The sequence below is a fragment of the Glutamicibacter sp. 363 genome (assembly GCF_052379505.1).
In the GTDB taxonomy this organism is placed as follows: Bacteria; Actinomycetota; Actinomycetes; order Actinomycetales; family Micrococcaceae; genus Glutamicibacter.
Genome location: NZ_JBQSYR010000002.1, coordinates 34,807 through 53,065, shown reverse-complemented (window position 1 = coordinate 53,065; position 18,259 = coordinate 34,807). Strand labels below are relative to the sequence as shown.

The following is an 18,259-nucleotide window of genomic DNA, read 5'->3' as shown; positions in this document are numbered from 1 at the left end:
CAAGACCGTCGTGGCTGCGCCGGTAGCAATCCTCGGTTTCGACATCGCATGGCACGGACAGTGGGATATCTTCCTGCCAATACGTTGCACGTACCGGCTAATTTTTGGCCCGCCGTAATTGACTTACTCAAGCCACGAGCCCGACGTCCACATTTAGTGAACGCCGGGCTCGTGGCGCATTTCATTGGCGAGGGCGAGGCTCTAAGGAGGTGCGCTCCCCTGTGCGGTACTAGTTTGCCATCAGCGACGAGGTCAGCGCGGTATCGGCCTCAAGCAGTACCTTGGCGGCGACTTCTAGGCCTTCAACGGCCCCCAGCTCGGTATCTTCATGCTCGATGTTCACCAGCATCTCAGGGTCCACCTCGTGCAGGGCGCGTAGGAACTCGGTCCAGAAGGCGGTGTCATGTCCCTTACCTAGGGCCACGAAGTCCCAGGCTGAGTTTTCTGGCCATTCATTGACCCATTCGTCCCCGCCCATATTGGTGCGTGGTTCGTCCGCGCTCTTTTTACGGAAGCTGTTGTCCAGAACTCCTTGGATTGCCGCATGCGGGTTAATGCGCACGTCTTTGGCCGCGGCATGGAAGACCCATGAGCCAAGATCTCGAACCACGGCCACGGGATCCATCTGCTGCCAGAACAGGTGCGAGGCATCGAGCTCGACGCCGATGTTGCTGGTGCCAGCGCGTTCGATGAGTTCGCGGAAGCTAGCCGGATTAAAAGCCAGGTTCTGCGGGTGCAATTCCAGGGCGACCTTGACGTTATTGTCCTGGGCCAGGAAATCCATCTCCTTCCAGAACTTGGCGGCGACGCCGTACTGGTGATCCAATTGCTCCAGTGCTGCCGAGTTCCAGGCGTTCACCACCCAGTTGACTCGGGTAGCACCCGGTTCACCGCCGGGCAGGCCGGACATGGTCACAACGCGATGCTGTCCCAGTCGCTGTGCGAGCCTTATGCTGCGGCGGATATCGTCGGCGTGCTGGCCACCAATAACCGGGTTGGGGTGCAAGGGGTTGCCGTTGCAGTTCAGTCCTGCAATCTGCACGCCGGCGTGGTCAAAAATCTCCAGAAAGTCATCCCGGGCGCTATCGCTTTCCAGGATCTGGTCGAAATTGGGCACATGGACTGCTGGCAAGAACCCGCCAGTGTTCAGCTCGATGCCGGTCAGTCCCAGATCTTTGATGATGTTGAGCGCTTCGGGCAGGGGGCGGTCGTGGAGGATTGCGTTGTATACACCGAGTTTCACAGGGCGACCTTCTTTCCGTTGTTGCTGGCGGACTGAACGACCGCCTGTAGGATTTGCATATTGTGCACGCCCTCGTCGAACGTTGCGTTGATGGGAAGTGCGGTGTCCAGACCGCAGACCTCGTCGAGGAAGGCGCGGGCCTGATAGCCGAAGGCGTCATTCTGGCCAAAGCCGACTCCCGGTGCGTCCATGGGGAGCCCTCCGCCTAGGTACGCGTGTTCCGAGCCGAGGTTCACCGTGCGATAGCCGTTGGTTGCCGAAGGCCCTTCGGTGAGCATGATTTCGATTTCCGACGGACGCAGCTGGCTGAAGCGTGCCGCGCCCTTTTCGCAAAAGACCTCGAAGTTCAGCGTGTTTGGGTGGCCGGCGGCCACGCGGGAGACTTCCAAGCTGCCCGAGGCTTCGGCGAACTGGATGTTGAACGCCGCATAGTCGTCGTTCTCCACCGGTTCCGATTTATCACTTAGTTCCACCAGATCGTGTCCGGTCACGGCGCCGGCCGGCAGGAAGCGTTCGGTGATGCTGGTGCTCAGCTGACCGCCGCTGACCGAAAGAATGCCGCCGGCCAGGAACTCGGCGACGTAGGACAGGTGGCTTCCCACGTCGGCCAGTGCGCCAGAGCCGGCAGCACCCTTGAAGCGCCAGCTCATTGGAGCCTGTGGATTGTGGCCGTAGTCGGTCCAATAGCGACCAGAAAAATGCAATACCTTCCCCAGAGTGCCATCGGTGATGAGGTTGCGGATCGTGGCGATACCCGGGGTGCGGCGGAAGGTGAAGCCGACGCGGGCAATGGAGTTGGCGTTGCGGGCCGCGGTGGCCATGGCCTCGGCTTCTTCTAGGGTGTCGGCCAACGGCTTTTCACACAGTACGTGCTTGCCAGCGGCCAGCAGGCCCTCAACGGCTTCGCGGTGGAAGCGGTTGGCAATAACCACCGAAACGACGTCGATGTCCGGATCGTTGGCCACCTCTTGCCAGGAGCCCAGTGCCTTTTCGTAGCCGTAGCGCTTGGCAACTTTGGCTGCCAGATCGGTGTTCACATCGGCCACCGCGATGTAGCGCAGCGGGGGCAGGTCGGAGTTGTACAGGGTGGGCGCGGTGCGGTAGCCGGCGATGTGGGACAAGCCGGCCATGCCTGCGCCGATGACGGCGATTCCGATGCTTTTTGTCACGGGTTCTCCTGGGTGGAAGTTGTTCAGGGGATTTTGGAGCGCTCCAAAAAAGTGTAAAGGCGAATCCAAGCGGCGGTCAAGGGGTCTTGAGCGGGGATTATCTAGGCGGTGCGAACTGGGGCGCAGGTGCCGCGCTCAACGAGTGCCGGCTCCAGCGAGACCTGTTGCGCGGCGCGTTCAGGGTCCGCGAGCCGGGAGAGCACCTGCTCGGCCACGTGCATGCCGAGCTCGCGGTTGCGGCTGTCTACGGTGGTCAAGCGGAGCAGGTGCGTGTCGGAGAGCGGCGAGTTGTCGTAGCCGATAATTGACAGATCCTCGGGGACCGAGCGGCCGTTCTCGCGGGCCGAGGCCAGGGCACCCATGGCCATCGAATCATTGCCGGCCAGGATGGCGGTAATTTCCGGGGTTTCGCGTAAAAGCTGCTGGGTGCACTGATAACCGCTGTCCTCGGTGGTGTGCGGGGTGAGGATGACGATGCGCTCGGCCAGGCCCGCCGCGCGCATGGCGTCCTGGTATCCAATGCGCCTGAGCCTTGATGCGCCTCCGCCGCCACCGATGTGCCCGATGTGCCGATGCCCCAGTGAAATCAGGTATTCGATGGCTCGGCGTGCGCCAAGCCGGTCGTCGCTTGCTGAAATATCCGCTCCGGTCACCTGTGTTGCTCGATTGCCTGCCACGATCACCGGGATCTGGGAGGGGAAGCGCATGGCCGGTGTAGGCTCGGTGGCCAGGACCAGGGCCTCGACGCGGGTGCTGAGAAATCCATCCAGAGGGTCCGACTCCACATGCGCGTTCAGCGTGCGGTCCGAGACGGCGATGCGCAGTCCGGCATTGCCCAGTCCTTCTTGCAGCCCGCGAAGCAATTCGACAAACCAGACGTTGGTGTAGTCGTCGATCACCACGCCGACGGTCTGGCTGGTGCCGCCGGCCAATGCGGCCGCGGCCTGGCTCGGGCGGTAGTCCAGCTGCTCGATGGCAGCCAGCACCGCGGCGCGGCGTGGCTCGGAGACGCTGGCGGAGCCGCGCAGCACCAGGGATACCAGTGATTTGGAGACACCGGCAGCTTGGGCGACATCGTAGATTGTCGCGCGGCGGCGTTCTGGTTCCATAGTGCCTCCTGGGCTTGGTCCGGGCTCTCGTTAAGAGCCTAGCGTTCCGCCCGCATCGAACGCGGCACCTCCAGCTTCGGAGCAGGAATTCCAAACTAGTCAGATCTTAACGTCAGGACATAGTTCTTGAGGGAATCATAAACTTTTGTCGACTTGAACTGGTCGATATCCGCAGAATTGCAAGGTTTTTCACTCAAAGTGTTACTCATGTTGTAAATATGTCAGTACAAACCTTTGACAGAGCCAGATTCATGGTGCAAAGTATTTCTTGTGGCACCGTTCACATCTTCGGCAGCTGGCCGATTCTGAACTTCTGACTCGAAAGGACGTCGATCTGCGTGACTTACGACGTACTCACCCTCGGACGCATCAGCGTTGACGTCTACCCGAACGACATCGGTGTTTCCCTCGCCGATGTGAACTCCTTCAGCAAGTATCTTGGTGGCTCTGCCACCAACGTCGCAGTGGCAGCTGCACGGCACGGCCGTACGGCCGGGGTGATCACCAAAATCGGTGACGACGACTTCGGCACGTTCCTGGAACGCGAATTGGACCGCTACGGCGTGGACCGCGCACAGGTCACCCGCGATGCCAGCTTGCAGACACCGGTCACCTTCTGCGCCATCATGCCACCAGATGACTTCCCGCTGTACTTCTACGGCCGCTTTCCGATGGCGCCGGACTGGAACATCACAAGCAGTGACATCGACCTCGACGCGGTCAAGAACTCCAAGATCTTCTGGAGCACCGTCACCGGATTGAGCCGAGAGCCTTCGCGCACTGCGCAGCTGGCGGCCTACGAGACCCGCCCGGCCGGTTCGCTGGCCGAAGGGCAGTTCACCATTTTGGATTTGGACTACCGCCCGATGTTCTGGGACTCCGTGGAACAGGCCCGCGAACAGGTAGCGCGCGCCCTGCCCTCGGCCACCGTGGCCATCGGCAATGACACCGAATGCTCGGTAGCCGTCGGCGAAGGCACCCCGGATGAGCAGGCCGACCGCCTGCTGGAGGCCGGAGTGCAGATCGCAGTGGTCAAGCTCGGCCCCGAAGGCGTCATGGCCAAAACCCGCACCGAACGCGTGGTTTCCGCGCCGGTTCCGGTGCAGACCGCCAACGGACTGGGCGCCGGCGACTCCTTCGGCGGCGCCTTCTGCCACGGACTGCTCTCCGGTTGGCCGCTGGAACAGGTCCTTGACTACGCCAATGCCGCTGGGGCGATCGTGGCCTCGAAGGTTGCCTGCTCCGATGCGATGCCGGACCCAGAAGAAGTGAACGCCCTGCTGGCCGAGCGCGGCCGCACCGTACCCGCCTCCCAGAAAGACCTGGTCTAGATATGAAACAGGCATCAGACCTGCACGTGGACCGCGAAGACCCGCGCCGCTACGAATCCATCACCCGCCAGCGGCTGGAAGACCCGGCAGCGGTGCAGCGCGCCGCCTCGCTGCGCCAGAAGCACGCCGGCCCGGTGCTGGGACGGCAGAACTTCATCATCGCCGCCGACCACCCGGCCCGCGGGGCGCTATCCGTAGGCAAGCGCGCCACGGCCATGGCCGACCGCCGCGAACTGCTGGACCGGCTGCGGATCGCCTTGCAGAACCCCGCCTGCGATGGGGTGCTGGCCTCGCCGGATATCCTCGATGACCTGCTGCTGCTGGGCGCACTGGAAGGCAAGCTGGTCTTCGGATCGATGAACCGCGGCGGGCTCACCGGCCTGGTCAACGAGATCGATGACCGCTTCACCGGGCATAGCGCTGCGGCCCTGGCCGCCTTGGGCGCAGACGGCGGCAAGATGCTCACCCGGATCAGCTACGAGGATCCGGACACCGTGAAAACCCTGGCTGCCACCGCCGATGCCGTCTCCGATCTGGCCCGGCACCAGCTGGTCGCCATGGTCGAACCGTTCATCTCCAAGCGGGCCGAGGGCAAGGTGGTCAACGACCTGCGCCCGGAGGCAGTGATCAAGTCCATGGGCATCGCCTCCGGACTGGGCGAAACCAGCGCCTACACCTGGCTGAAAATCCCCGTGGTCCAGGAAATGGAACGGGTTATGGCCGCGACCACCCTGCCCACGGTCCTGCTCGGCGGGGATCCATCCGGAAGTCCCGATAAGGTCTTCGCCTCCTGGCAGGCGGCGCTGGCCCTGCCCGGGGTACAGGGGCTAACCGTGGGCCGGACCCTGCTGTATCCCGAGGACGGGGATGTGGCCGCCGCCGTGGCCACCGCCGCATCGCTCTTGAACACCACCACTCCTGTACGCAGCTGAGAAGGACAAAGCTCGATGACTACACGCAGAATGACCGTTGCTCAGGCGGTCGTAGAATTCCTGGGACGACAGTACACGGTGGACAACATCGGTGGAGCTGCCTATCGAGAGCGCCTGATTCCAGGAATGTTCGGCATCTTCGGCCACGGCAATGTCGCCGGGGTGGGGCAGGCCCTGAAGCAATGGCAGCTCAAAGACCCGAGCCTCATGCCGTACTACCAAGGTCGCAACGAGCAGGCGCAGTCGCATCAGGCGGTGGCCTATGCCCGGCATACCCGCCGCCGCGCCACCTATGCGGTCTCCACCTCCATCGGGCCTGGCTCCTCCAACCTGCTCACCGGTGCCGCGCTGGCCACCGCTAACCGTTTGCCGGTATTGCTCTTGCCCAGCGATACCTTCGCCACCCGTGCCGCCGATCCAGTACTCCAGCAACTGGAAATGCCGCACGGCTACGACATCACCGTTAACGATGCCTTCCGCCCGCTATCCAAGTACTTTGACCGGGTCACCCGGCCGGAACAGTTGGCCAGCGCACTGCACCACGGTCTGCGCGTGCTCACCGATCCGGCCGAAACTGGCGCGGTGACCATCTCCTTGCCGCAGGACGTCCAGGCCGAGGCCTTTGATTTCCCGGAAGAGTTCTTTGCCGAACGCGACTGGAAGATCCGCCGCCCGGCCCCGGAAACCGAAGACATAGCCCAGGCTGCGCAGCTGATTCGTGCTGCCAAGCGCCCGTTGATCGTTGCCGGTGGCGGAGTGCTCTATGCCTATGCGACCGAGGAGCTTGCGGCCTTCGCTGAGGCCACCGGAATTCCGGTGGGCAATACCCAAGCCGGCGTTGGCGCCCTGCCTTGGGACTCGAAGCATTCGCTAGGAGCCATCGGTTCCACCGGTACTTCTGCGGCCAACGCGTTGGCCGCAGAAGCCGATCTGATCATCGGTATTGGTACCCGTTATGAGGACTTCACCACGGCCAGCCGCACGGCCTTCCAAAACCCCGGAGCGAAGTTCGTAAATATCAACGTTGCCGCACTTGATGCGTACAAGCACGCCACCGTGCTGCCGATCGTCGCGGATGCTCGCAAGGCGCTCATTGCCCTGCGCGAAGCGCTCACCGGGTATCGGGTGGAAGGCGCTCTTGAGGTGTTCACCGCCCAAGAGAAACAACGTTGGGATGCGACCGTGGATGAGGCATTCGCCGAAAGGCTCAGCCCGCTAGTCAGCCAGAATGCCATTATCGGCGCAACCAACCAGGCCATGGATTCCCGCGACGTTGTAGTGTGCGCGGCAGGATCTTTGCCCGGAGACCTGCATAAGATGTGGCGGGTTTCGGACCCCTTCGGATATCACGTGGAATACGGCTTCTCCTGCATGGGTTACGAAATCGCCGGTGGGCTGGGACTGAAGCGTGCGGTGCTTGCGGAGACCGCGCGCGGCGCGGAAAACCGTGACGTAGTGGTCATGGTCGGCGACGGCTCCTATCTGATGATGCACACCGAACTGGTCACCGCAGTGGCCGAGGGGATCAAACTGATCACGGTGCTCATCCAGAACCACGGTTATGCCTCCATCGGGTCGCTCTCCGAATCATTGGGATCCCAGCGCTTCGGCACCAAATACCGTGCACTGGACACCCAAACGCACTCCTTCGACGAGGGGCAAACGCTGCCAATCGATTTGGCGCTGAACGCCGAATCATTGGGAGTCAAGGTCATAAGAATCGCCCCCGGAGATCGGGCCATCGAGGACCTGGCGGCCGCCATCGCCACCGCAAAGGCAGCGCCGGAAGGATCCGGCCCAATCCTCATCCATATTGAATCGGATCTCTACGCCGATGCACCTTCCAGCCAGTCTTGGTGGGACGTGCCGGTCAGTGAAACATCCGAGCTGGATTCCACGACGAAGGCCCGTGAAGTCTACGAAAGCCACAAGGAGCGGCAGAAGCCTTATCTAGGCTGAATCGCCGCACGTTATCGCCGGCCCAACACTTTTTCGCTACTAGACGAGAGCTAATCATGAGCACAACTGCCACCGAAATTACCGACATCAAGCACTTCATCAACGGACAGCCAACCGCGGGCAGCGGAACCGCCACCCAGCCGGTTTACAACCCGGCAACCGGCGAAATTACCGGTCAGCTGCATCTGGCTAGCCCCGAAGACCTGGCCCAGACCGTGGCAGCGGCCCACGCCGCCGCCGACAGCTGGGGCGAAGTCTCCATCGTCAAGCGCACCAAGGTCATGTTCCGCTTCCAGCAACTGCTCACCGAACACACCGATGACCTGGCCCGCTTGGTAACCAGCGAGCACGGCAAGGTACTCTCGGACGCGGCCGGCGAAGTAGCCCGCGGTATCGAGGTCGTGGAATACGCCGCCGGAATCTCCCAGTCACTCAAGGGGGAATACTCGGACCAGGTATCCACCGGCATAGACGTGTTCTCATTCCGCCAGCCACTAGGCGTAGTTGCCGGAATTACCCCGTTCAACTTCCCGGTCATGGTTCCCTTGTGGATGGCGCCAGTTGCCATCGCCACCGGCAATGCCTTCATCCTCAAGCCTTCCGAGCGTGATCCGTCGGCTGCGCTGTTGATTGCCGAGCTTTTCAAGCAGGCGGGGCTTCCCGACGGAGTATTCCAGGTGCTGCATGGCGGCAAGGAAACTGTAGATGGTTTGCTGTCCCACCCAGATGTGGACGGAATTTCATTTGTCGGGTCAACACCCATTGCCAAGTACGTACACGAGACCGCAACCAAGTACGGAAAGCGCGTCCAGGCATTGGGCGGTGCCAAGAACCACGCGGTCATCATGCCGGATGCAGATATGGAGCAGGCTGCAGACCATATCAATGCTGCGGCATTCGGCTCGGCAGGCCAGCGTTGCATGGCGATCTCCGTGGCCGTGGCCGTTGGCGAGGCCGCTGACATCCTCGTGGACAAGCTAGCCGAACGAGCCCGTGGCGTGAACGTCTCCCACGGCTTTGACGAAAAAGCAGATATGGGACCGGTCATCACACCGGCATCAAAGACTCGCCTGCAGAAGATTGTTGGCGAGGCCGAACATGCCGGTGCCGCCCTGATCTTGGATGGTCGAGACCTAGTGGTCAAGGACCATGAAAACGGGTTCTTCGTTGGCCCGACCATCTTGGACCGGGTGAACCGAGAAATGAGTGCCTACACCGAGGAAATTTTCGGCCCGGTACTCGTGGTGCTTCGCGTTGATTCCTTGGATGAAGCCATCGACACGGTGAACGCCAACCCATACGGCAACGGCACCGCAATCTTCACCTCCTCGGGTTCGCACGCGCGCAACTACACCCGACGTATTCATGTGGGCATGGTCGGGGTAAACGTTCCGCTCCCGGTACCGGTGGCATGGCACTCATTTGGTGGTTGGAAGAATTCACTATTTGGCGAGCACCACATCTATGGCCCGGACGGTGTGCGTTTCTACACCCGCGGCAAGGCAGTCACGCAGCGGTGGCCGGAGCCGGCACAGCTGTCCACCGCATCGTACAGCTTCCCCTCAAACTAGGTTCCTGCACTGCAACTAATTTCCATCGTGCCGATGCCGGCCGGTAAACGGTCGGCATCGGCAATGAGCATCGAAAGATTCTGGTACATGCCATGGCACAGAACATCACCATTGGAACTGCCCCCGACTCCTGGGGCGTCTGGTTTGCCGATGACCCCAAGCAGACACCCTGGCAGCGCTTCCTCGACGAGGTAGCCGAGGCCGGCTACAAAACCATCGAGCTGGGCCCCTACGGGTACCTGCCTACCGACCCCGCCCAGCTGGCCGATGAGCTGGCCGCCCGCGACCTGAACGTCTGCGCCGGCACCGTCTTCACCGCCTTCCACCGCGGCATCGACGGCAGCGCCAGCGCCTGGGAGCAAGCCTGGGAGCCAGCCCGAAAGGTGGCCGAGCTGACCGCCGCCATGGGCGGGGAGCATATTGTGGTGATCCCGGCCATGTGGCGCGATGACGTCACCGGGCAAGCCGTCGAATCCGGCACACTGGATGCCGCGGCCTGGGACTCGCTGGCCCAGGGCCATGACCGGTTGGGCAAGATCCTGCAGGAAGAATTTGGCCTGAAACAGCAGTTCCACTCCCACGCCGACTCGCATGTCTGCGGCCAGAGCGATATCGAGAAGTTCCTTGAGCTCACCGACCCGCAGTTCACCACCCTGTGCCTGGATACCGGGCATGCCGAATACGGTGGGGCGTCCAGCGTGGATCTGATCCGCCGCTTCCCGGAGCGCATCGGCTACCTGCATCTGAAGCAGATCAACCCGGACATCCTGGCCACGGTGCGCGCGCAGGACCTGACCTGGGCCGCGGCCAACCTCGCCGGGGTCATGTGCGAACCGCCTTCGGGCCTGCCTGACCTCAATGAGGTCTTGGCGGAAGTGGAGAAGCTGGGCCGCCCGATCTTCGGCATTGTCGAACAGGACATGTACCCGGTCGCCGACTTCACGGTGCCGCTGCCCATCGCCACCCGCACGCGCGACTACCTGCTCAGCTGCGGCTCGCACACCCGCGTCTAGGCCAACTTGCCTAACTCAAACCAGGACCACCAAAAAATCTTGAAAGGACTCATCGTGCCAGAAATCCTGCGCGTCGCCGTCGTCGGAGCCGGACGCATGGGCGCCGACCACATCCAGCGCATCCACCACCGCATCTCCGGCGCCAAGCTGGCGGCCGTTGTCGATATTGACACCGACCGGGTCAACGCTGCCATCGCAGACATCCCGGGCGCCAAGGGCTACACCGACCTGCCCGCGGCGCTCGCCGACGGCGAGGTCAACGCCGTACTGCTGGCGACCCCCGGTTTCTTGCACCACGATGCGCTGCTGACGGTGCTTGCTGCCGATATTCCGGTGCTGTGCGAAAAGCCGCTGACCCCGGATGCCGCTTCCTCATGGGAGATTGTCGAGGCGGAGGCCAGACTGGGCCGCAAGCGCATCCAGGTGGGCTTCATGCGCCGCTTTGACGCCGAGTACCGGCAGCTGCGCCAGCTGATCGAGGACGAGAGCCTGGGTGAATTGCTGGTGCTGCACCACCAGCACCGCAACCCATCCACCCCGGAAGGCTTCACCAATGAGATGCTGATCAACGACTCGGTGGTCCACGAGTTCGATGCCATTCGCTACTTCACCGGCGCAGAGATCACCTCGGTGCAGGTGCGCTTGGGCAAAGCCACCCGCAATGCACCCAACGGCCAGCATGACCCACAGCATGTGCTGCTGGAAACTTCTGCCGGAGTGCTCGCCGACGTGGAGATCTACGTCAACGCGAAGTTCGGCTACGAGGTGGCGACCCAGGCATCCTTTGAAGATGGCATCGTGTCCATCGGCAATGACGCCGGACCGTATGTGCGTACCGCCGGGCAGTGGGGCGGCAAGGTCACCCCGGGCTTCGAGGAGCGTTTCGGCGTCGCCTACGACACCGAAATCCAGTCGTGGGTTGACGCCGCGCTGCGTGGGGAATTGGGCGGGCCGAGCGCCTGGGACGGCTACGCCACCGCGGCGTGCTGCGAGGCTGGAGTCGAGGCCCAGCGCACCGGCGAAAAGGTGGCAGTCAAGCTGAACAGCAAGCCGGATCTCTACAGCTAGGGGCATCATGAAATACGCATTGGACCCGACCCCGTTCCATTCCACGCACTCGCTGCTCCAGTTCCCGGAACTGGCAGCGGAGCTGGGCTATGACTGCATACAGCTGACCCCGCATGCGGATATGATTCCGTTCTTCACCCACCCCAAGGCCGACGATGACCTGGTCGCGCAACTCGCGGCCCGGTGCAAGGCCACCGGGGTGGGGATCGCTTCGGTGCTTCCGGTGCTGCGCTGGTCCTCGCCCGAGGAGAATTTGCGCCAGGCCGCGGTGCGCTATTGGAAGCGCGCCATCCAGATCGCCGTGGATTTGGGCGTGAACCAGATGAACACGGAATTTTCCGGACGGCCGGAACGCGCCGAGGAGTCCGAGGCCGCGTTCTACCGTTCCATGGAGGAGCTCGTGCCAATCATTGAGCGCGAGGGCATTAACGTGGCCATTGACCCGCATCCGGATGATTTCGTCGAAGAGGGCTTGGCAGCTTGGCGGGTCATCCGCGGGGTGAATTCGCCGAATCTGTCCTTTGTCTACGTCGCCTCTCATTCCTTCCACATGAAGGACGAACCGCTGGAAATCATGCAGACCGTGGGGGAGAGACTGCGGGTGGTGCATGTGTCTGACACGATGAACCATCATGCCTCGCACGGGTTGCGCTACATCACCAATCCGCCGGGCAATCCGGTGCGCGTGCACCAGCACCTGAAGCTTGGTGATGGGGACGTGGACTGGGATGGATTCTTCTCCGGTCTCGTGGCCAACGGTTTTGCCGACCGCGAGGAGAGCGTCATGGTCTCCAGCGTATTTGCCGAGAACGAGAACGCCGTCGAGGTCTCCAAATTCCAGTTGGAGCAGATGCGCAGCCGTGTAGCTTCCGCCCAAGCTGCGCGTTCCTAGCAAATCAGGCAACGCCGAGTTGAGTTGCCGGATGACGAAAGCCGAACCCTTGCGGGTTCGGCTTTCGTCATCCGGCCCGGGAGTCATCCTGTGCACAGGACGGCTCGAGAAGAGCTCGCAGAATTCCAGATTGATTTGTGCGTACAGTCTCGGGAACTAGCGGTCGGCAGGGCCGGTGCGGCAAGAAAAACGGCATTTGTCAGGACTTAATAGCCAATAATGCTTGCCCGCTAAACACTGATGACGTATTGTCCTTACATATGGGCTGTGAAGCCCATCACTTTCAGTTATCGGCAAGGAACCAGAATGATGCGAATTGGTTCCCGCCGAACCGAGTGGAGGAAGCCGGATCGCAGTCGATCCGATGGATGGCCCAAGGCCAGTAATGCTTTCACCCGGGCAATCCAAAGGAGTTCCCATGTCTAGTGCGCAGCAAGCTTCTGCAGAGTCAAGCCTGCCGCCCCTCACCGCGGGGCCTCATGTTAAGCGACTCGGTTTGATCTCCATCATCGCCTGTTTTGGCGGATTGCTTTTCGGATACGACACCGGTGTTGCCAATGGCGCCGAAGGTCCCATGGCAGCGGAACTCGGCCTGGACCTTCTGCAAGTTGGCGTGGTGATCAGCTCACTGGTCTTCGCCGCCGCGTTCGGAGCGCTCATCGGCGGACAAATTGCCGATGTATGGGGTCGGCGCAAGACCATCATCTTGCTGGCAGTCCTGTTCTTTGCCGGAACCTTGCTCGTAGTCTTCTCGCCTGCCGGCCCGGAAGCGGGAACTTTCTCGCCACTGGGTTTTGGTGTTTTGATCGCCGGACGCATCATGCTCGGATTGGCCGTGGGTGGCGCATCCACGGTCGTGCCGATCTACTTGGCCGAATTGGCCCCGTATGAAATTCGCGGATCCATCACCGGTCGCAATGAGCTGGCCATTGTCTCGGGTCAGTTGGCCGCCTTCGTGATGAACGCGATCATTGGAACCGTCCTGGGTGGAACCGTGGATGGCGTCTGGCGCATCATGTTCGCAATTTGCGCACTGCCAGCGCTGGCGTTGTTCTTCGGCATGCTGCGCATGCCTGAATCTCCGCGCTGGCTCGTGGAAAAGCGCCGCTATGCCGAGGCGCTGCGAGTGCTCAAGACAGTGCGTTCGCCTGAGCGTGCACTGGCCGAAGTCCACGAGATCGAGATCGTTGCCGACGAGGAAAAGCGGAACAACAAGCCGGTGGGCATCAAGGCCGTGCTGAAAAACAAGTGGTTGATGCGCATCGTCGCCATCGGCATCGGCGTTTCCATGACTCAGCAGCTCACCGGCATCAACTCGATCATGTACTACGGAACACGCGTGCTGGAAGAGTCCGGCATGTCAGAGCAGCAGGCAGTCCTGGCGAATATCGCCTTCGGCGTGGTTGCCGTGATTGGCGGCATCATCGCCCTGCGCAATATGGACCGTATGGACCGCCGCAAGACCTTCCTGATCGGCTTGGCGCTGACCACCACCTGCCACCTGCTGGTAGCCATCGCGGGCATGCTGCTGCCGGTCGGCAGCCCTATCCGACCGGTGGTGATCCTGATCTTGGTGGTTGCCTTCGTGATGTCCATGCAGACATTCCTCAACGTGGCTGTCTGGGTGTGGCTGGCTGAAGTCTTCCCGCTGCATATGCGTGGGCTGGGAATTGGCATCTCGGTGTTCTTCGGGTGGGCCACCAACGGTGTGCTGGCGCTGTTCTTCCCCTCTTTGGTCTCCGGTGTCGGAATTACCGGATCTTTCTTCATCTTCGCAGGCATCGGTGTGCTGGCGCTGATCTTCGTGGCCACCCAGGTTCCCGAAACCCGCGGACGCTCACTGGAAGCCCTGGAAGAGGACGTCTCCACAGGAGCGATCTACCAAGTCAAGCCGGCGGTCAACGCCTAAGGCACGACCATTCGCTGAGCTAGTGAGCCCAGCCCCGCCACTTGGCAGGGCTGGGCCCCCTGCTATGCCCGGCGCTGTCCGGTACTGCCGCGCACCACCAGCTGCGGCGCATGGGTGCTGGATGCTCCCGGGGAATACAGGGCCGCCTGCATGGCGGCCTGAGCCAGGGCTGCGACATCTTGGCGAACGCTGGTCAGATCGGCATGCGCAAGCCTGGCGAATTCGCTGTCGTCATATCCGGCAAGGCAGATCTGCTCGGGAACCTGCAGGCCCGCAAGATCTATGGCTTGCCGGGCGCCGAGCGCCGCGCGGTCATTAAAGGCCAGTACCGCCGTGGCGCGTTCGGCCTGGGGCGTTTTCTCCAGATACTCTCGCAGGACCGCAAAAGCGGTCGCCTCGTCAGAACCCGCTGGAAGGATCTGGCCGCTGGCGTTGGCGCGGGCAGCGGATTCGAAGAAGGCATCTCGCCGCTGTTTCGCCGAGACGGCGGAACCGCCATCCAGATGCAGCAGCCGTGTGTGGCCGCGCTGCACCAAATGGCTGACGACCTGTTCAACGCCGGCAGCCTCGTCGGTAATGACCGAGGGGATGCCTTTGACCTTGCGCAGCAGGCTGATGACGGGAAGCTGCTTGGACACCTGGACCAGCTGCGCGGCTGGCAGTTCGGGGAACACCCCGATCACCGCCTCGACGCCGGCATCGATGAGGGTATTGAGCACACGGCGTTCATCTCGGTGTCTGCCGGTGGCGCCCAGAATGATTTCAAATCCGCTCTGGTCCGCCTGCGCGTATAAAGCATCTGCCAGCTCCGCGTGCAGCGGCTCTCCCAGCGCCAGGGCCAGGCCAAGCGTTCTGCTGCGGCTGCTGCGCAGCGACCGTGCACGCGAGTCCGGGCGGTAGCCCAAATCCGCGGCGGCCTGCTTGACCCGGGCCCGGGATTCTCCGCTGGCGCCCTCAGCCTCGCGCAGCACGATCGAGGCCAGTGCTACCGAGACCCCTGAGGCGCGGGCGACGTCGGCCAACGTAGGGCGTTTGGCGGGGCGTGGCGCAGATGCATGCGGCATTGGCGGAACTTTCTTCTAGAACGTTATAGACACCTGCTATCCAGTGTGCCATGATTTTCCTGAACACTTTATCTAGAACGTTCTAGGAGATACTCCATGGCTTACCAATCCCTGCCAGAAAATTCCGCACGGCCACTGCGCATTGCGGTCATCGGCACCGGGTGGATCGGCGCATTCCACGCCCGCACTGTGGCACAGCACCTGCCAGATGCACAACTGCACGTCGTGGCAGATCCGGCACCAGGCCGCGCCGCCGAACTGGCCGCAGAACTGGGTTGCACGAACTACACCGAAGACATTGCGGACGTGTTTGCCGACGAAACCGTAGACGCTGTGGTCATCGGCGCGCCTTCAAGCTTCCATGCCGGCTTGATCGCCCAGGCCGCCGCGGCGGGAAAGCACATCTTCTGCGAAAAGCCGGCAGCGCACGCGCTGTCAGATCTCGACACCGCCTTGAAAGCAGTGGAGGATTCCGGAGTGCTGCTGCAGATCGGTTTCAACCGGCGCTTCTCCCGCGACTTCGCTGCCGTGGCAGAACAGGTGTATTCCGGTGCAATCGGCACCCCTCAGCTGCTGCGGTCGCTGACCCGCGATCCAGAAGTTGCAGGCGGGTTGCCCAACGCGGCGAAGATCCGCTCGCACGTGATTTTCACCGAAACCCTGATCCACGATTTTGACACGCTGAACTGGCTGAACCCGGGTGCAGAAGCCGTGGAAGTCCACGTCATGGCCGATGCATTGGTGGCGCCAGAGCACCGGGATGCCGGTTTGCTGGATACCGCCGTGGTGAGCCTGCGCTACTCGAACGGAGCAATTGCAGTGGCCGAGGCGAACTTCTCGGCCAGCTACGGATACGACGTGCGCGGAGAAGTCTTTGGTTCAAAGGGCATGGTGCAGGCAGGGAATCCAGTGCAGCTGGCAGCGGCCAGCTTTGACAGCGCGGGGGCCCATGCGCCAACCGAACGGCTGAACATCGAGCTCTTCGCCCAGGCCTACCGCGAGCAGCTCTCGATCTTCGCCCGCAAGATCCGTGGCCTGCGCGACGGTTCGGCCGACGCGGGCCTGGCGGTCCCCACCGGCGCGGACGCACGCGCAGCGCTGCGCGTGGCACTGGCGGCCTTGGAATCCTCGGAAACCGGCCTGCCGGTGAAGCTGGAATCGGCCACCCGGCTTGCGGTGAACGCATGAGTGCGCAGCTGGCGGTCTGCGCCGAAATGGTCTTCCTGGACCTTCCGCTGATCGACCGGGTCAAGCGCCTTGACGAGGCCGGTTTTGAAATTGAACTCTGGGATATCAGAGACAAAGACCTTCCGGCTTTGGCGGCCACCGGTGCCCGCTTCGGCTCCATGACAGGCTACAGCGAAGGGAGCCTCTGCGATCCGGGCAGCGCGCACGAAGTGGTTCGCACCGCCAAGGAATTGATTCCGGCCGCCCGGGAGCTGGGCATCAACCGGCTGGTGGTGCATCCGGCTCAGCTCATTGACGGGCAGGCCGCCACCCCACGTTTTCGGGCTACCGGAGACATGTGGCTCACCGCAGCGCGAACTCTGGAGGAGCTGGGCCGGATCGGGGAAGAACACCAGGTCACCTTCATGCTGGAGAACTTGAACACGATTCTGGATCACCCGGGCATCCCGCTGGGACGCGCCAAGGACACGATGTCTCTGGTCAAGGCCGTGGGACACCCGAACGTGAAGATGATGCTTGATCTGTACCACGCTCAAATTGGCGAGGGGAACCTCATCGAACTGGTGCGTTCGGCACTGCCGCATATCGGAGAAATCCAGGTCGCAGACGTTCCCGGGCGTTGCGAGCCGGGCACCGGGGAAATCAACTACCTGGCTGTTGCCCAAGCTCTGGCGGATCTGGATTACTCTGGCCCGATCGGCATGGAAGCCTATGCCAGCGCAGATTCCAATGCTGCCATCGCAGCCTTTGCCCAGGCTTTTGAACCGCTGGCCAGGCCCGTGGCGCGCTAGGGGATCTTATACCGGGCGGAGGATTGAGAGTTAAAGCCCAGCGGCGGCAGCAGGGGATCCTGCTGCCGCCGCTGGGCTTTGCAACCCGGGTGGCTACGCGCCGGCTCCGAAGGGCAATCGCGGATCCATGCTCTGCGAATCCCAAGTCTGGCGGATCCAGCCATGGTGGGGATCATCGCTGATCAGCCAATCGCGCACGCGTCCCGGGCCGGCCATGACGTTCAGATAGTAAAGGTCATAACCCGGTCCCGCCATGGCTGGACCATGCCAGCCGTAGGGGACCAAGACAACGTCCCCGGTGCGGACTTCGGCATTAACGTCAATGGGGCGTTCATCCGAGGCATAAACGCGCGCATAGCCGATGGGATCGGTGGCCGCTTCGGCGGGCATGCCCTGGGCTAGTTGCGTCTCGAAGTAATAGATTTCCTCGAGGCTGGTCTCGCCTTCCTTCTCCTGATCATGCTTATGCGGTGGATAGGAAGACCAGTTGCCTGCCGGAGTAATGACTTCGCAGACGATGAAACGGTCTGCTTCCAGTGCGGCCGGGGTGCCGAAGTTGTGGACCTGGCGGGAGCAGTTTCCTGCTCCGCGCAGCTCCACCGGAGTCTCTTCTGCCTTGATCAGGCGGGTTGGGTAGGACTGCTTGGCCGGGGCCAGCGCTACGGCGACCCGGCCCCCCTCGGCTGAGCTGATGGACAGCGCTGTGTTGATGCCGGTGTAGAGGGCATCAGCTGGTCCGGCAAAGACTGATTCGCGACCGCTGAGAACATATTCTTTGCCTGCGATAGCGACGTTGAATGATGCGCCGCTGAGCGGGACGACAATGCGTTCTTCGGCGGTGGCCGCCAGTTCGACTGTTTGACCGGGAGCCAGCTCGGCTACCTTGAGCCCGGTGTGGGCCCAGCCCTCGATGGAAGCGGTCGAGTCATGGGCGCCGAGCGAGATGCTCCAGTCTCCGTTGGCGGCGGAACCTGCAGGGTAAATCCAATCGGTCATCAGTCATTCCTTTCGACGGCGGTG

General features: G+C 62.3%; 15 protein-coding genes. 10 read left to right on the top strand and 5 right to left on the bottom strand.

All coding sequences use genetic code 11. The annotated features are described in order from the left end of the window. Window positions 1–229 precede the first annotated feature (229 nt). The 3 genes from ACT3UA_RS01780 to ACT3UA_RS01770 form a co-directional block, all read right to left on the bottom strand. Entirely contained in the window at window positions 230–1,243 is a 1,014-nt protein-coding gene (locus ACT3UA_RS01780; protein WP_444615359.1) for a sugar phosphate isomerase/epimerase family protein, read from the bottom strand. Continuing rightward, the gene (locus ACT3UA_RS01775; protein ID WP_444615358.1) at window positions 1,240–2,412 is read right to left on the bottom strand and encodes a Gfo/Idh/MocA family protein; all 1,173 of its coding nucleotides are present in this window, start codon (window positions 2,410–2,412) and stop codon (window positions 1,240–1,242) included. The genes ACT3UA_RS01780 and ACT3UA_RS01775 overlap by 4 nt, the downstream gene beginning before the upstream one ends. Window positions 2,413–2,513: 101 nt before the next feature. After that, window positions 2,514–3,521 carry a LacI family DNA-binding transcriptional regulator gene (locus tag ACT3UA_RS01770; RefSeq protein ID WP_444615357.1) on the bottom strand — a complete coding sequence of 336 codons (1,008 nt, stop codon included), beginning with the start codon at window positions 3,519–3,521 and terminating at the stop codon, window positions 2,514–2,516. Between the two features lie 338 nt (window positions 3,522–3,859). Between ACT3UA_RS01770 and iolC the strand changes: the two genes are divergently transcribed. The 8 genes from iolC (at window position 3,860) to ACT3UA_RS01730 (ending at window position 14,196) form a co-directional block, all read left to right on the top strand. Continuing rightward, a complete protein-coding gene (gene iolC / locus ACT3UA_RS01765; protein WP_444615356.1) occupies window positions 3,860–4,852 on the top strand; it encodes a 5-dehydro-2-deoxygluconokinase in 993 nt (330 codons plus the stop codon). Window positions 4,853–4,854: 2 nt separating this feature from the next. Continuing rightward, window positions 4,855–5,784, top strand: coding sequence for a Cgl0159 family (beta/alpha)8-fold protein (locus tag ACT3UA_RS01760; RefSeq protein WP_444615355.1), 930 nt, complete (start codon window positions 4,855–4,857; stop codon window positions 5,782–5,784). Between the two features lie 30 nt (window positions 5,785–5,814). Continuing rightward, window positions 5,815–7,743: a 3D-(3,5/4)-trihydroxycyclohexane-1,2-dione acylhydrolase (decyclizing) gene (gene iolD, locus ACT3UA_RS01755; protein ID WP_444615442.1), complete on the top strand. Its 1,929-nt coding sequence runs from the start codon at window positions 5,815–5,817 to the stop codon at window positions 7,741–7,743. 56 nt (window positions 7,744–7,799) lie between these two features. Then, the gene (locus ACT3UA_RS01750; protein WP_444615354.1) at window positions 7,800–9,314 is read left to right on the top strand and encodes a CoA-acylating methylmalonate-semialdehyde dehydrogenase; all 1,515 of its coding nucleotides are present in this window, start codon (window positions 7,800–7,802) and stop codon (window positions 9,312–9,314) included. Between the two features lie 92 nt (window positions 9,315–9,406). Next, on the top strand, window positions 9,407–10,327 hold the full coding sequence (locus ACT3UA_RS01745; RefSeq protein ID WP_105554004.1) for a sugar phosphate isomerase/epimerase family protein: 921 nt from the start codon (window positions 9,407–9,409) through the stop codon (window positions 10,325–10,327). Between the two features lie 54 nt (window positions 10,328–10,381). Continuing rightward, window positions 10,382–11,395 (top strand): Gfo/Idh/MocA family protein, encoded by a 1,014-nt coding sequence (locus ACT3UA_RS01740; RefSeq protein ID WP_444615353.1) that lies wholly within the window; start codon window positions 10,382–10,384, stop codon window positions 11,393–11,395. Window positions 11,396–11,402: 7 nt separating this feature from the next. Continuing rightward, window positions 11,403–12,287: a sugar phosphate isomerase/epimerase family protein gene (locus tag ACT3UA_RS01735; RefSeq protein ID WP_096282778.1), complete on the top strand. Its 885-nt coding sequence runs from the start codon at window positions 11,403–11,405 to the stop codon at window positions 12,285–12,287. A gap of 418 nt (window positions 12,288–12,705) precedes the next feature. Then, window positions 12,706–14,196, top strand: coding sequence for a sugar porter family MFS transporter (locus ACT3UA_RS01730; RefSeq protein WP_096282775.1), 1,491 nt, complete (start codon window positions 12,706–12,708; stop codon window positions 14,194–14,196). Between the two features lie 62 nt (window positions 14,197–14,258). Here ACT3UA_RS01730 and ACT3UA_RS01725 read toward each other — a convergent pair whose 3' ends face one another. Further along, window positions 14,259–15,260 carry a LacI family DNA-binding transcriptional regulator gene (locus ACT3UA_RS01725; protein WP_444615352.1) on the bottom strand — a complete coding sequence of 334 codons (1,002 nt, stop codon included), beginning with the start codon at window positions 15,258–15,260 and terminating at the stop codon, window positions 14,259–14,261. 96 nt (window positions 15,261–15,356) lie between these two features. On the opposite strand from ACT3UA_RS01725, the gene ACT3UA_RS01720 reads away from it, so the two are divergent. Both ACT3UA_RS01720 and ACT3UA_RS01715 read left to right on the top strand, forming a co-directional pair. After that, a complete protein-coding gene (locus ACT3UA_RS01720) occupies window positions 15,357–16,448 on the top strand; it encodes a Gfo/Idh/MocA family oxidoreductase (protein WP_105650006.1) in 1,092 nt (363 codons plus the stop codon). Further along, complete coding sequence (locus tag ACT3UA_RS01715; RefSeq protein ID WP_444615351.1) at window positions 16,445–17,239, top strand: TIM barrel protein; 795 nt, start codon at window positions 16,445–16,447, stop codon at window positions 17,237–17,239. Before ACT3UA_RS01720 ends, ACT3UA_RS01715 begins: the two co-directional genes overlap by 4 nt. Before the next feature lie 93 nt (window positions 17,240–17,332). Here the strand turns inward: ACT3UA_RS01715 and iolB are convergent, their stop codons facing one another. Beyond that, on the bottom strand, window positions 17,333–18,235 hold the full coding sequence (gene iolB, locus ACT3UA_RS01710; RefSeq protein ID WP_444615350.1) for a 5-deoxy-glucuronate isomerase: 903 nt from the start codon (window positions 18,233–18,235) through the stop codon (window positions 17,333–17,335). Window positions 18,236–18,259: the final 24 nt, after the last annotated feature.